The 14,810-nt window shown below is 68.3% G+C and carries 9 protein-coding genes; 6 read left to right on the top strand and 3 right to left on the bottom strand.

Translation table 11 applies throughout. The annotated features are described in order from the left end of the window. Window positions 1-94: 94 nt before the first annotated feature. The 3 genes from glcE (at window position 95) to PMI12_RS10045 (ending at window position 2,975) form a co-directional block, all read left to right on the top strand. The gene (gene glcE / locus PMI12_RS10055) at window positions 95-1,204 is read left to right on the top strand and encodes a glycolate oxidase subunit GlcE (RefSeq protein ID WP_007831695.1); all 1,110 of its coding nucleotides are present in this window, start codon (window positions 95-97) and stop codon (window positions 1,202-1,204) included. Between the two features lie 13 nt (window positions 1,205-1,217). Next, window positions 1,218-2,450, top strand: coding sequence for a glycolate oxidase subunit GlcF (gene glcF / locus PMI12_RS10050; protein WP_007831693.1), 1,233 nt, complete (start codon window positions 1,218-1,220; stop codon window positions 2,448-2,450). A gap of 90 nt (window positions 2,451-2,540) precedes the next feature. Next, window positions 2,541-2,975: a hypothetical protein gene (locus tag PMI12_RS10045; RefSeq protein WP_007831692.1), complete on the top strand. Its 435-nt coding sequence runs from the start codon at window positions 2,541-2,543 to the stop codon at window positions 2,973-2,975. Window positions 2,976-2,988: 13 nt separating this feature from the next. On the opposite strand, the gene PMI12_RS10040 is transcribed toward PMI12_RS10045, so the two are convergent. The 3 genes from PMI12_RS10040 to PMI12_RS10030 all read right to left on the bottom strand — a co-directional run bounded on the left by PMI12_RS10040 (window position 2,989) and on the right by PMI12_RS10030 (window position 7,533). Beyond that, window positions 2,989-5,358 (bottom strand): CHASE2 domain-containing protein, encoded by a 2,370-nt coding sequence (locus PMI12_RS10040; protein WP_007831691.1) that lies wholly within the window; start codon window positions 5,356-5,358, stop codon window positions 2,989-2,991. Between the two features lie 14 nt (window positions 5,359-5,372). Further along, complete coding sequence (locus PMI12_RS10035) at window positions 5,373-6,701, bottom strand: FecR domain-containing protein (protein WP_007831690.1); 1,329 nt, start codon at window positions 6,699-6,701, stop codon at window positions 5,373-5,375. 94 nt (window positions 6,702-6,795) lie between these two features. Further along, window positions 6,796-7,533 carry a response regulator transcription factor gene (locus PMI12_RS10030; protein WP_007831689.1) on the bottom strand — a complete coding sequence of 246 codons (738 nt, stop codon included), beginning with the start codon at window positions 7,531-7,533 and terminating at the stop codon, window positions 6,796-6,798. 306 nt (window positions 7,534-7,839) lie between these two features. Here PMI12_RS10030 and PMI12_RS10020 point away from each other — a divergent pair, with 306 nt between their 5' ends. Genes PMI12_RS10020 through PMI12_RS27825 form a run of 3 tightly spaced genes read left to right on the top strand, consistent with a single transcriptional unit; the run spans window position 7,840 to window position 14,807 of the window. Further along, window positions 7,840-13,470 carry an ESPR-type extended signal peptide-containing protein gene (locus PMI12_RS10020; protein WP_007831687.1) on the top strand — a complete coding sequence of 1,877 codons (5,631 nt, stop codon included), beginning with the start codon at window positions 7,840-7,842 and terminating at the stop codon, window positions 13,468-13,470. A gap of 20 nt (window positions 13,471-13,490) precedes the next feature. Beyond that, window positions 13,491-14,351: an OmpA family protein gene (locus PMI12_RS10015; protein WP_007831685.1), complete on the top strand. Its 861-nt coding sequence runs from the start codon at window positions 13,491-13,493 to the stop codon at window positions 14,349-14,351. 3 nt (window positions 14,352-14,354) lie between these two features. Next, window positions 14,355-14,807 carry a hypothetical protein gene (locus tag PMI12_RS27825; protein WP_007831683.1) on the top strand — a complete coding sequence of 151 codons (453 nt, stop codon included), beginning with the start codon at window positions 14,355-14,357 and terminating at the stop codon, window positions 14,805-14,807. Window positions 14,808-14,810: the final 3 nt, after the last annotated feature.

The following is a 14,810-nucleotide window of genomic DNA, read 5'->3' as shown; positions in this document are numbered from 1 at the left end:
AAGGAGGAGCCGAAGGCGGGGGACATTCGCGGAGGGGAGTACCCGGTGGCCTGTGCACGCACCCCGAACAACAGCACTCACGATGGACCGCCAGATGAGTACCGACACAGCACTCCACCAGATCATCGAGCGCATTCGTACTGCAGCCGCAGCCAGCACACCGCTGTGCATTCGCGGCGGCGGCACCAAGGATTTCTACGGCGAGGCGCCGCATGGCGAGGTCTTGAGCACAGCCGACCTCACCGGCATCACGAGCTACGAACCAAGCGAGCTGGTCGTCACCGCGCGCGCCGGCATGCCGCTCGCGGAACTGGAAGCGGCGCTTGCAGAAAAAGGCCAATGCCTGCCGTTCGAGCCACCACGCTTCGGCGGAAACGGCACCGTCTGCGGCATGGTCGCGGCCGGCCTCAGCGGACCCGCGCGCGCGAGCGTCGGCGCGGTGCGCGACTACGTGCTCGGCGCCACGCTGGTCAACGGCCGCGGCGAGCTGCTGACCTTCGGCGGGCAGGTGATGAAGAACGTCGCGGGCTACGACGTTTCGCGCGTGCTGGCCGGTTCGCTCGGCACGCTGGGCGTGATCGCCGAAGTGAGCCTCAAGGTACTGCCTGTCGCGCCTGCCGAGGCCACGCTAGCATTCGCCTGCGGCCAGGCCGATGCGCTGCGCCTGCTCAACGAATGGGGCGGGCGGCCGCTGCCGCTGAATGCGAGCTGCTGGTTTGAATACGAAGGCGCGGGTGCGCTTTACCTGCGCCTGCGCGGCGCCGCGGCCGCCGTGGAAGCCGCATGCACACACCTCGGCGGCGAGCGCAAGAACAACGCGCGTGCCGCCGCCGAATGGCAATCGCTGCGCGACCAGCAACTGCCGTGGTTCGCCACCGGCGAAGGCACGGACGCGCTCTGGCGCCTGTCGGTGCCGCAGACCGCGCCGGTGCTCTCGCTCGACGGCGCCGCGCCCTTGATCGAATGGCACGGCGGCCAGCGCTGGTACAAGGCGCGGCCCGATCAGGCCGCGCGCATCCGCGAGATCGCGCGCGCCGCGGGCGGTCACGCCACGCTGTTCCGCCTGCCCCGGTCGGACACCCAAGGCAAGGTCCCGCGCTTCGACGCGTTGAGCGCGCCCGTCGAACGCATCCAGCGCGCGCTGATGCGCGAGTTCGATCCGCACGGCCTCTTCAACCGCGGCCGCCTGCTCGCCTCCACGTAGAACAAGAACCGACATGCAAACCGAGCTCGCCCCCGAATTCCGCGGCACCGACGAAGGCCGCGAAGCCGAAGCCATCCTGCGCAAGTGCGTGCACTGCGGCTTCTGCACCGCCACCTGCCCCACCTACCAGCTGCTCGGCGACGAGCTCGACGGCCCGCGCGGGCGCATCTACCTCATCAAGCAGGTGCTCGAAGGCAAGGCGCCGACGCGCAGCACGCAGCTGCACCTCGACCGCTGCCTGACCTGCCGCAACTGCGAGAGCACCTGCCCGAGCGGCGTGCAGTACGGCAACCTCGTCGACATCGGCCGCAGGATCGTCGACGAGAAGGTGCCGCGCCCCGCGATGGAGTCGGCGCAGCGCTGGCTGCTGAAAGAGGGCCTACCGTCGCCGCTGTTCGGCCCGGCGATGAAGCTCGGCCAGTCGGTGCGCGGCGTCTTGCCCGAGGCGTTGAAAGCCAAGGTGCCCGCCAGGCAGGATGCCGGCGCCTGGCCCACCGCCACGCACGCGCGCAAGGTGCTGATGCTCGCGGGCTGCGTGCAGCCGTCGATGATGCCGAACATCAACAGTGCCACCGCACGCGTGCTCGACGCGGCCGGCATACAGGCGGTGATCGCACCCGAGGCCGGCTGCTGCGGCGCGGTGAAGTTCCACCTCAACGACCAGGACGGAGGCAAGGCGCAGATGCGCGCCAACATCGATGCGTGGTGGCCTTTCGTGGAGCGCAACGAGGTGGAGGCCATCGTGATGAACGCTTCGGGCTGTGGTGTCACCGTGCGCGAGTACGGCCACATCCTGCAGCACGACGCGGCCTACGCGCTGAAGGCAGCACGCATCGGCGAGCTCACGCGCGACCTGAGCGAATTGCTGCCGGACCTCGTGCCTGCTCTGAAGGCCCGCGTGCGCGCGCCGCAGGGCGTGGTGGCCTACCACCCGCCGTGCACGCTGCAGCACGGCCAGAAGCTGCGCGGCGGCGTCGAGACGCATCTGCGCGCGCTGGGCTTCGACATCCGCGTGGCAATGAATGAATCGCACTTGTGCTGCGGCTCGGCCGGCACCTACTCGGTGCTGCAGCCCGAGCTGGCCTATCCGCTGCGCGACCGCAAGCTCGGCCACCTGGAGCAGCTGCAGCCGAGTGTCATCGCCTCGGCCAACATCGGCTGCATCACGCACCTGCAAAGCGGCAGCCGGGAGACGCCCGTGCGGCACTGGGTGGAACTGCTGGACGCGGCGCTGGCGGCGGCCTGATCGCACACCGAAGAGCGCTCTGGTCCGACTCGCGCCATGGCAATTCGCGCCGCATCATGGCAGCACCGATTTTTCCAAGGAGCAAGCCTCATGTCTTCTGTTCAAGCAGCTTCCATCGTTCCGAAGAAGCACCTGCGGCACGCCCTGCTGGCGCTGGCTTGCGCGGCCGCTGCCGTTGGCGTGCAAGCCCAGTCGGCCATGCCGCAATGGAAGGGCGAGGGCGCGGTGCGCTATGTCTGCGGCGGCATCGGCTCGGACGAATCGACCGCGATGCGCGCGGCCATGAAGGAGCATCCGCTGGCGCTGCTCTTCGCGCGCTCCGACGGTGCCTACCTGACGGATGTCCAGGTCGACATCAAGGGCGCCGACGGCGCGCCTTCGCTGGGCCTGCGCGCCAGCGGGCCGGTCTGCCTGATCGACCTGCCGGCGGGCCGCTACACCATCGACGCTGCCATGGCCGGCAGTGCCAAGAGCCAGACGGTGACGGTGGGCGGCGGTTCGAAGACCGTCGATTTCAGGTTCTGAACTCCCGGTGCGCTCAGGGCGCGCCGCAGCGCAGCGGCAAGCTCAGCCAGAACGTGGTGCCCACGCCCGGTGCACTCTGCGCCTCGATGTGCCCGCCATGCTGCTGCACGACCGCGCGCACCACTGAAAACCCAAGGCCCATGCCGCGTGCGGCGGGCATCGGGGCAGGCGCGGCGGCAGCCTGATCTTCCTTGTGCATGGCAAGGCGCTGGCCGCGCGGCGTGGTCAGCAGGGCCTGCAGTTGCGAAGGTGTCATGCCCGAGCCTTCGTCGCTGACGGTGATGCGAACAACGCCTCCGCCGGGGCTCTGGAGATCGGGCATGGCCTCCATGCGCAGGCTCACGCAGCCGCCCTGGCTGCTGTGGCGGATGGCGTTGTTCAGCAGGTTCACGATGGCGCGCGTCAGCAGCGCGCCGTCGGCCCGGATCGTTGTTTCATCGGTTTCGTCGAGCCCTGTCTCCACGCGCACGCCATGGGTCCGGGCGTAGGGCCACACCTGATCCCGCGCGTCGAGCAGCACCGTGCCGACATGCGTTTCCGCAAAGCGGTAGTCGTTCGACCCGGCCTCGGTGTAGTCCATGAAACCCTCGGCCAGCGCGAGTGTGCATTCCGCTTCCCGGCGGATCGCCCGCAGCAGATCCGCCGGCGCCGGTGCCGCGTCCGTCTCGGCGTCATGCATCGACAACAGGCTGAGGATGGTGATCTGCGGGCTGCGCAGGTCGTGGGACAGAAAGCGCCGCCATTCATCGCGCTGGCGCTGGGCTTCGCGCTCGGCGGTGAGTTCGGGCAGTGCCACCACCCAGCCCCGCTCGTCACGCGCCGCGGCGCCGAAGGGCGCGGCCTCGAACTGGAACACGTGCGCCTCGGTGGTCTGGTATTCGCCGCGCAGGCGCACGGTCCAGTGGGGGTGTTCCGCCGCCATCGCTGCATCGGCTTGCACCGTGGTCGCCAGTGTCGCGAGCAACCTGGGCAGCGACACACCCCTGAGTGCCGCTGCCTCGCCGTCGCGCGAAGGCGGCGCACCGGCGCGCAACAGGCGAAAGGCCGCGGCGTTGCTCGATCCGATGCGCCCGTCTTCGTCGCAGATCAGCATGGCGACGGGCACGGTGTGCATGGCTTCGTCCATCAGCTTCTGCATGCGCTGGACACGGGCAATGGCCCGGTCCAGGGCCTGCTTGGGTTGCTGCGCGGAATCGGCCGCCGCAGGCGCGAGGGCCGGGAGCATCTCGAAGGCGCCGGCCGGAAGCATGTCCAGCACCTGGGCGCGCTCGCGGAGAAAGGCGAACTGAGACTCCAGCCGCCGCCAGCTCCACAGCAGATAGAGGATGGCGAGCCCCGATATGGGGGCCGCCGGAGGCAGCCACCAGTGCCGGGCGAGCATGGCGGCGATGCTGAGCAGCAGGCAGGTCGCGGCCAGGCTGAAGGCGACCGGCAAAGCGTGGTGCGCCATGCGGATCAGCAGCCACAGCGCGATCCAGATCGGCACCACCGTCCATGCCGCATAGGCGAGTGGCGGCAGCACGCTGATGTTGCGCGCATGAAGCAGGTTGTCGATCGCATTGGCGTGCACCTCGACGCCGGACAGCACGCCCCGGACGCCCGCATGGGGTGCCAGCGTCTGGTCGCCGAGGCCCGGGGCCGTGGCGCCGATGAGCAGCAGCTTGCCCTGCAGCAGCGCATCGGGCACTTCCCCACGCAGTGCGCTCACATACGACACCGTGCGGTAGCTGCCGCGCGGGCCGGCGAACAGCAGGCGCAGCGGGTCCTCGCGCACCCAGGTGCCGGACGATGCCGCTGGGGGATCTTGCGGCGGGACGCGGCCCGTCATGAGCGCCCCCACATAGGGCTGCAGATGCCCGGCGTATCCCTCGCGCAGGTACAGCGTGCGCGCCACCCCGTCAGAATCCGGCGTCAGGCCCGCATGGCCGACGCCCCTGGCGCGTTCGGCGAACACCGCGAGCGGCGGCAGGAAGCCCGGCCAGTTCTTGCTCATCGACGCCAACGGCGGGGCATGCAGCAGCGGCAGGTAGACCGGCAGCTTGCCCATGGCTTGCGCCAGCCGCTCGTCATCCCGCGGGTTGATGCTGGGCTCGGTCAGGAAAAGATCCAGCAGCACCGCGCGCGGTGCATGGGGCGCCAGTCGCTCCAGCAGCCGGGCGTGGGTTTCTCTGGACCAAGGCCAGCGGCCGAGTTCGCCCAGGCTGCGTTCGTCGATCGCGATGATCATGATGTCGGGCGTCGCGGTGTGCGATGCAAGGCGCAGCATCCGGTCATGGATCGAGGCATCGATCTGCGTCACGATGGGGCGCTGCGCCAGTCCCAGCATGGCAATGGGTAACAGCAGCGCCATCAACAGCCGTTCGATGACGAGCCGCGTGCGCATTGCGAAGGCCCGGCTCAACGCGCGGGAATGTCGAAGCTTCCGCCGAAGCCCTGCCGGGGGCTCGCGGGTTCAGTGCTGCCCGGCTGCTGCTCGCGCACGCGCCAGTGGTAGCGGCCGCCGACCGCGAAGGGGCCCAACGTCATGCCCGTGGCGTAGACAGCCGGCTCGCTGAGCAGCAGCAGCGAGAAGTCGGCGCTGCGCGAAAGCTCGAAGGCGTAGCGTCGACCGGAAACCCCGGGCCACCGGATCTCGACGCGGCCGTCGGCTATCGGCGTGGCCGTTCCTGCGCTGCTGCCCTGTCCACTTGCACTGGATGGCGGCAGGTAGACCGTGCTGTCGCCCGGCAATCCCTCGAGCTGTGCGGCATCGAAGGCGGTGAGGCGAAGCTGGTAGAAGCCGGGCTCGATTTCGGGCGGCACGGTGAATGCGGGGCCGGTGCCGCGCTGCTCGTGCACCGGCAGCAGGACGCGCTCGTCGCGCGCGAGCTGCAACCGGTAGCCCTTGGCGTTCGCGACCGGCACGAGTTCGAGCGTCCGGTCGCCGCTTCGGGGCCCGGTGGCAGGCAGGAGCTGGGGCGCCGTCAGCAGGGTGCGCGCCTCGGCGCTGCCGTCTTCCAGCAGGACGGCGCCGTGGCCCGCGCGCAGTACGAGGGCAGGAGCTGCAGGCGCTGCGGGCCGCTGCGGGTCTTGTCGTCCTGCCGCGGCGCTCTTGCCGACCGACACTTCGCCTTCGATGACCTCGCTGGCCAGCAAGCCGCCTTCGTCGCGCACGCGGAAATGGGTGCCGCGCACGCCCAGGCCCAGCGACCGCGCACGGATCTCGAACTGCTGGCTGGGCCGCTGCTTCTGGACTTGCGACTCCACGCGCCCTTCGATGAGCCGCAGCCTGACCGTCGCGGCATCGATCGCCAGCACTTCGAGCGCGCTGCGGGAGGGCAGCACGACGCGGCTGCCGCCAGGCAGGCCCAGGGTAACGAAGGCCTCGCCGCCGGTGGTGAGGATGTCGCCCGGCTGGATCGGCATGCCGGGGGAGAGCGCCTGTTCGCCCCCGCTGCCGCCGCGGCGGCGCGAGGCCGCCCCTTCGACTGCCGTCACCACGGCTGCGCCCTCGGGCACGATGCGGCCGTCCGCGAAATGCAGCACCGTGCCGGGTTGCAGCAGGCGAGGCTCGCCGACCTGGTTGCGCTGCTGCACCTCGGGCCAGCGCTGCGGTGCCTGCAGGCGCTGCCCCGTGATGCCCCAGAGTGTTTCGCCGGGCTGCACGACGTGCGGGGTCGGCTGCGACTGTGCGGACACCGCGAATGCAATGAACCATGCGCATGCCACCAGCTGCCTGCACTGCATCGCTTGAGAATCTCCCCTCGTTCCGTGATCGCTCTTTGTCATGTCGGAATCGTTCTGGTTGGCGGGAGCATAGTCCTTGCCCCCTGCGGCACCATCAGGGTTCCTCCTGCCGGGTGGCTTCGAGCCGATAGCCGCGTCCATAGACCGTGCGCAGACTTAGCCCGCGCTCCGCCTCCAGCCCGAGCTTGCTGCGCAAGCGGTAGATGTGGCTGTCCAGCGTGCGCGACGGCAGCTCTTCGCCGCTGTAGCCGGCGCTTTCCAGCAGATGGGCGCGCGACACCACGCCGCCCATGTGCTGGAACAAGACCAGCACCAGCTTGAACTCGCGATCGGTGAGCGCATGCCGCTCGGGCGGTGCGCTGTCCGGCGGAACCGGATGGATCAGCACGTTCTGCGTGAGCCTGTCGAACTCCCATCGGCCGAAGCGCTCCTGGTCCGATTGCGCCACCGGCGAGCGCCTGGCCATCAGGCGCTGCACGCGCGCACGCAACTCCAGCGGGCGGAACGGCTTGACGATGTAGTCGTCGGCGCCGAAGTTCAGCGCCTGCACCACGTCCTGCTCCGAGGTGCGGGAACTGAGCATGAGCACGGGCACCAGGTCGTGCTGCCAGGTGCGCAGCCATTTCAGCAACTCGAGCCCTTCCAGCCCCGGCACGTTCCAGTCGAGCACCAGCAGGTCGAAGCTTTCCCGCCGCAGCACCTGCTGCAGCGCGGCGCCGTCGGTGAAGGCCGTGCACGCCACCGTCGTTTCTCCCACCGTGAACAGCTGCTCCATCGTCCGCACGAGGTGGGACAGCTGGTCGGGGTCGTCTTCGAGGATGGCGATGCGCATGGGGTCCGTTCGTTTGGCGGCGGGATTCTGACAGCGAATCGAAGGACCAAATCTGACGATTTCACACAAACCGCCGCAGTTACTCGAAGGATGCGAACAGTGTAAAAAAAATTCACAAACCGACACGAAAAGTGCCGGCAATTCTGACGAAACCTCGTGGCGTGTCCGCGCCGCGGAACCTCCCTCGACATCATCCGCGCCCTGTGCAGTGCCGGCCGGTGCTGCGATCTCGCAAAAGCCACAGTCTCCCGTGCCCGGTCATGGACGAGGTTGTGCATGCAACCTGATTGATCGAGGAAGACTGAAATGAACAAGACCTATCGGTCTGTATGGAACGAGGCGCTGAGTGCCTGGGTGGCGGCATCCGAAGTGACCAGGGCGTGCGGCAAGCGCGCCGGCGGCAAGGTGATGGCCGCCGTTCTGTTGGCGGCGGGTGTGCAGGGCGCCGCCTGGGCCGACGTCAAGATCGACAACGCCTCGGGGGCCGTGTGCAGCGCAGTCGGCGCCCCCGCTGTCGGAACTCCTGCATGGACCTGCCAGGTGTCCAACGGCAGCGGTGGCTTTGCCACGATATCGGGCATTGCGACCAGTGCGACGACAGGGGGGCCGGATCTGGCAAGTCTCGCGGGTATTGTTTCCGCGAACGTCGGCGCAGGGGCGATCGTGATCGGGAATACGGCGACCAAGGCGCTCGGCATCGACAGCATTGCCGTCGGCAACAGCGCCACGGCCAGCAAGGACCAAGCTCTGGCCGTTGGCACTGGCGCCAAGGCCGACGGTATCGGCGCAACTGCACTTGGTTCGCGCGCGACGGCCTCTTACACCTCGACGGCCGTTGGTTCCAACGCGGGCTTGAGCAGTGTCGCGGCAGGCAGCGTCTTCGTGGGGAACAACGCGGGTCTCTCGGCCGGTGGGACGAGCGGCGAGGGCCGACACACCTATGTGGGAGTCAATGCTGGCGCGAACAATGCGTCTGGCATTGCCAACACCGCGGTTGGCTATGAGGCAGGGTATAAATCCACCGGAACGTTCATGGCGGCACTGGGCGTCGGTGCGCTGGAACTCAGTAGCGGCGTAGGAAACGTCGGCGTGGGGGTCGATGCCGGCGGCGGCCGAACCGGCAACAACAATGTTTCCATAGGACGGCTTGCGGCGGCTGCAGCCATTGGTACGTCTGCCGGTAACAACACGGTTGCCATTGGCTATAACACCATTCTGTGGGGCGACGATGGTGTAGCGATTGGCGCCAATGGGTTCGCCCAGCGAAGGGCGGTCGCTTTGGGCGTCAATGCGCGGGCCGAGGGTACTGATTCAGTCGGTATCGGTTCCAACGCGAAGACGACGGGCCAAATGGCAATCGGCATTGGCAGTGGCGCGCAGGCAGGAACCTACGCGATTGGCATCGGTGTCGGCGCGCAGGCTCTGGGCCAAAAGTCAATCAGCATCGGCTTTGCCAACGTGGTGTCGGGCGCCAACAGCGGCGCCATCGGCGACCCCAGCGTCATCGATGGCGCCAACAGCTACAGCGTGGGCAACAACAACACGCTGGGCGCAGGCGCCACCAACACCTTCGTGCTGGGCAACGGCGTCAACATCCAGGTCGCGAACGCCACGGCGCTGGGCAACGCGACGAGCGTGACGGTGGCCGACGGCGTGGCGCTGGGCAGCGGCTCGGTGGCCAGCGTGGACAAGGGTGTGGCGGGCTACGTGCCGGCAGGCGCCGGTGCTACCCAGACGGCAGCCATTGGTGCGACCACCGGAACGTCGGGCGCAGTGAGCATTGGCGGCAATGGGCGATACCGCCAGATCACCAACGTGGCGGCCGGTGCGGCCGACAGCGACGCGGTCAACGTGAGCCAGCTCAAGGCGGTGTCCAGCGCGGCGGCGGCAGGGGCCGTGCACTACTACAGCGTCAAATCGACCGACCAGAGTGCCGGCAGCAACTATGCCAACGACGGCGCCACGGGCGTCAATTCAATGGCTGCCGGCGTGGGGGCAACAGCAGCGACGCAGGGTTCCGTTGCGATCGGACACGGCGCCAAGACGATCCTGTCTCCTGCTTCTGTCGGCGGTATCGCGATCGGGGAATCCGCGACGGCAATGGGTTCGAATATCGCCATCGGACAAAGGGCGGGCGAATCTTCCACCTCAAGCAACAGCTACTTCATCGGTGAATCGGCGGGCCAGGGATCCAGCACGAACGGATCGATCGCGGTTGGGTACCAAGCAGCTTCGCGATCGACAGCGACCACCAGCTCCTTTTTTGGTGCGAACGCGGGCAGCGACTCCTCGGGCTACGGACTGGCCGGTTTTGGGACCTTCGCGTTGGAAGGAAGCCAGGGGGATTCAAATGCAGGCTTCGGCTATTCGGCGGGCAGTTCTTCGACCGGATCCAGCAATTCGTCCTTTGGTAGCGGCGCAGGCACGTCCGTCACGGGGAACTCCAATGTTGCGATTGGAGACTCCTCGGGCGGTGGCGTGAAGGGCGACTACAACTTTGCAGGAGGCTATGCGTCAGGCTACGGAAGCACCGGCAGTCGCAACGTCGCAATCGGCTATTTCGCGAACGTCGATGAAGCGACTGCTGCTGGTGTCACGGCCAACGATGTTGTCGCCATCGGATCCAGAGCATTGGCCGGCAAGGACAGCGCCATAGCGATCGGCACCAGCGCAAAAGCCACAGGCCTGCAGTCCATCAGCATCGGCACCGGCAACGTGGTCGGCGGCGATCATTCGGGCGCCATCGGCGACCCCAGCATCATCAACGGCGCCAACAGCTACAGCGTCGGCAACAACAACACCATTGGCGCCACCACCAGCGATGCTTTCGTGCTGGGCAACAACGTCCACCTGGGCGCCGATGCGGCCGGCGCCACGACCGCCAGCGTCAGCGGGGCCGTGGCGCTGGGCAGCGACACCAGCGTGACGCAGCCTGGCGGCGTGGCACTGGGGCAGGGGTCGGTGGCAAGCACGGCAGCGGGCATCGCGCCCTACGTTCCACCGAGCGCCGCCGCGGCACAGGCCAGCGCCATCACCTCAACCACCGGCACACTGGCGGCCGTCAGCGTGGGCGACGCGGCCAACGGCAAGTTCCGCCAGATCACCGGCGTGGCCGCCGGCGCCGCCGACAGCGATGCGGTCAACGTGAGCCAGCTCAAGGCGGTGTCCAGCGCGGCGGCGGCGGGCGCGGTGCACTACTACAGCGTGAACGACGGGGGCACGCAGCAGGGCAACTACAGCAATGGCGGCGCCACCGGACTGAACAGCCTGGCGGCGGGCGTGAATGCGACGGCGCAGGCCGCCAATTCGGTTTCCATGGGCAACGGCGCGAGCGTGGGAGCTATCGCCACCGGCGGCATCGCCATCGGCACGGGCGCGTCGGTGTCGGGGACCGTTTCCACGGGTGCGACCACGCCTTCGACGTTCTACTCGTCGATCGCCATCGGCAACAACGCGAAGTCGCATGACGCGCAGGAAGTGGTCATCGGCACCAATGCAGGTTTGAACGCCACCATGCTGGCGCAGCCGGGCTACCTGTCCGACAGCGTGATGGTCGGGGCGCAGGCGGGCACCAACTCGAAGTACCAGTATGCGACCTTCATCGGCCAGGAGGCCGGGCGCAATACCAACGGTGTCCACAACACCGCTGTCGGCCAGAACGCGATGCGTTTCATGGACGGCAGCGCCAACACGGCGCTGGGCAGCAATGCGCTGGCATCGGCCAATGCTTCGGGTCTCAATCCGGCGTCGGGGTCCAGCAATACGGGCATCGGTTCCGGGGCCGGGGTCAGCCTGCAAGGCAGCGGAAATGCCTACCTGGGCGCCTCAGCGGGGGCGGGCACGATCGGCAGCAACAATGTAGCCAGCGGCAATAGCGCCGGGGCTTCCGTCGAAGGCAGCGGCAACGTCGCGAGCGGCTACGTCGCCGGCAACAACGTGACCGGCAGCAACAATGTCGCGAGCGGCTTCCTGACGGGCATCAACGTGACCGGCGACTACAACATCGCCAGCGGTTTCATGGCCGGTACGGGCATCACCGCCAATGACACCGTGGCCATTGGCTCGCAAGCGCGGGCCTCTCAGAACAGCGCTATCGCCATCGGCAACGGCGCCCGTGCGAACGGCCTCCAGTCGATCAGCATCGGCACCGGCAACCAGGTCAATGGCGCGCATTCCGGCGCCATCGGCGACCCCAGCTATATCGACGCCGACGACAGCTACGCCATCGGCAACAACAACACCATCGCGGTCGGCGCCAACCAGAGCTTCGTGCTCGGCAACAACGTCACGGTGGCCAACGCCAACAACGTGGTGCTCGGCAACGGTAGCGCCGACAAGGCGGCCGTGCAGGTCAGCAGCGCCACGGTGCCGGGCGTGATCGCCACGCTCAATCCGGACGGCTCGGTCAGCTATGCGCCGGGGCCGTCCATCACCTACGGCAACTTTGCCGGCACCGCCGCGGGCGTGGTGAGTGTGGGCGCCCCCGGCGCCGAGCGGCAGATCGTCAACGTCGCGCCGGGCGAGATCAGCAGCACCAGCACGGATGCCATCAACGGCAGCCAGCTGTACGCGGTCGCCAGCACCGTCAATGCGCTGGGCGGCAGCATCACCACCATCGTCAACAACGCGCAGACGCACTACTACAGCGTGAACGACGGCGGCACCAGGCAGGGCAACTACGACAACAGCGGCGCGAGCGCGGCCAACAGCATTGCTGTCGGCGCGGGGGCGAGCGTCGGCTCCGGTGCGGTCAATTCGCTGGCCGTGGGCACCAATGCCAGTGCCACCACCGCCAACAGCGTGGCCGTGGGCCCGAACGCCACCGCCAGCACCGACAACAGCGTGGCGCTCGGCGCGGGCTCGACCACCGCCGCGGCCACGCCCACGGCCAGCACCACCATCCAGGGACAGACCTACGACTTCGCCGGCGCCGCGCCGGTGGGCGTGGTCAGCGTCGGCGCGCCAGGGGCCGAGCGCCAGATCCAGAACGTGGCGGCCGGCCAGATCAGCGCCACCAGCACGGACGCGATCAACGGCAGTCAGCTCTATGCAACCAACCAGGCCATCAACAACATCCAGGTCGGCGGTGCAGGCATCAAGTACTTCCACGCCAACTCGCAGGCCGCGGACTCGCAGGCTGCCGGCGCGGAGAGCGTGGCCATCGGGCCGCAGGCGATCGCGCTGGGCAACAGCGCCTTTGCGGGCGGCAGCGGCGCGCAGGCGAATGGCGCAAGCAGCATCGCGCTGGGCGCGAATGCCATCGCCACCACCAGCAGCGGCGTGGCCCTTGGCAGCGGCGCATCGGCCGACCGCGCCGGCATGAACGGCCAGCGCGAGATGTTCTCGAACGTCTCGGTGCTGTCCGCGCAGGGTGCGGTGTCGGTGGGCAGTGCAGGCAACGAGCGCCAGATCACCAACGTCGCGGGCGGCACGCAGGCCACCGATGCGGTGAACGTGCGCCAGCTGCAGGCGGTGCAGGCCGGCAGCGTGCGCTACGACACGAACGTGGATGGCAGCGTCAACTACAACAGCGTGACGATGGGCAACGGCAGCGCCGCCGGGCCGGTGGCGGTGCACAACGTGGCGCCGGGCGTGGCGCCCACCGATGCCGTCAACGTGCAGCAGCTGAACCAGTCCAGCGCGGCCAACACGGCCTACACCGATGCGCGCGTCAACGCGCTCGGCAGCGAGATCCGGGGCGTCGCGCGCAATGCCTACGCCGGCGTGGCCGCCGCCATGGCGGTGCAGATGCCCGGCACCTACGTGCCCGGCAAGACGGTGATGCGCATCGGCTATGGCGTCTTCAAGGGCGAGAGCGCGGTGGGCGTGAGCTTCCGCCGCACCTCGGAGAACAACGCATGGAGCCTGACGGGCGGCGTGGGCATGAGTCGCGCGGGAGCGGCCGCCACGGTCGGCGCCGAGTGGGTCTTCAATTGAGCGCGGGGAGAAGAGAAATCATGAATCGAACGATCTGTGAAGCTGCACTGGCAGCGGCAATGCTGGTGCTCCAGGGCTGTGCCTCGCCGGGCGCTGCCATCGACAAGGACGCGCAGGCGCGCGTCGCATCGGAACGGTTGGAGGCGCCAAAGCCCGAGGACTTTCCGGACCTTGGCAGCGCCAGGTGGAAGCAGGGCGCCTTTCCCGGCACCGACGCGTTCGCACGCATGCGCACCGGCATGGGCAAGGACCAGGTGCGCGAACTGCTGGGCTGGCCGCACTTCAGCGAAGGACTCTGGGGCGTGCGCGAGTGGAACTACATCTTCCACTTCCGCACGGGCAAGAGCGCCGACTATGTGACCTGCCAGTACATGGTGCGCTTCAGCGGCGACGGCGTGTCGACGGGCGGCTGGTGGAAGAACCCCGACTGCGCCTTGCTCGCGCAGCCGCCGGCGGCTACGCCGATTCCGGCCAGCACCAGGCTGGCGCCGCCGCAGAAGGTCACGTTGAATGCCGACGGCCTGTTCCGCTTCGACGGCTCTTCGCTGTCGGACCTTCTCCCCGACGGACAGGTGCGCATCGAGCGGCTGGCCGCCGAGCTGCGGGGCAACTTCAGGTCGCTGCACTACATCGTGGTGACGGGGCACACTGACCGGCTGGGCGGCGATGCCTACAACGAGGCGCTGTCGCTCGCCCGCGCCAACACCGTGCGCGATCTGCTGGTGAAGCAGGGCATCGACGGCAAGCTGATCCGCGCCGCGGGCATGGGCAAGCGCCAGCCGGTGGTCAGCGATTGCGAGGGCACGCGCAGTTCGCCGGCCCTGCTGCGCTGCCTGCAGCCGAACCGCCGCGTTGAGATCGACGTCGCCGGGGAGCAGTAGCCTGTGAACGCATCCTGGATCCCCAGGGAGTATCGGATTGCCCTGGTGGATTCGGATGCGCTGCAGCGCATCTGCACCTCCAATTCGCTGTCGGTCCTGGGCGCGGACAGCGCGCCCTTCGGCCGGATGTCCGAACTGGTAGCGGCGATCCGCGCAGGGCATCAGTTCGACGCCGTCATCATCGGGATCCATGCGGACGCCGCGAAGACGATCTCAAAGCTGTCCGACGTGGAGGATGCCGCGGGCCGGCCGCTTCCGGTGCTGTATGTCGCCCACCACACCGAGCTGCAGATCGTGCATCGGCTGCCTGCGCAGGTGCTGGCGCAGGAGTCGTTCCGGCTGCTGCCTTCGCCGGTCGACGAGGATGCGCTGATCGAGTGGCTGGACGCGCTGGACCGGCGCGATGGCCGGGATGGGCGGCACGCAGGCATCGGGTTCCTGCGCGTCGGGCCTTGATGA

Source organism: Variovorax sp. CF313 (genome assembly GCF_000282635.1).
Classification (GTDB): Bacteria; Pseudomonadota; Gammaproteobacteria; order Burkholderiales; family Burkholderiaceae_C; genus Variovorax.
The sequence above is the reverse complement of the archived record's forward strand: the minus strand, read 5'-3'. Positions and strand labels throughout refer to the sequence as shown.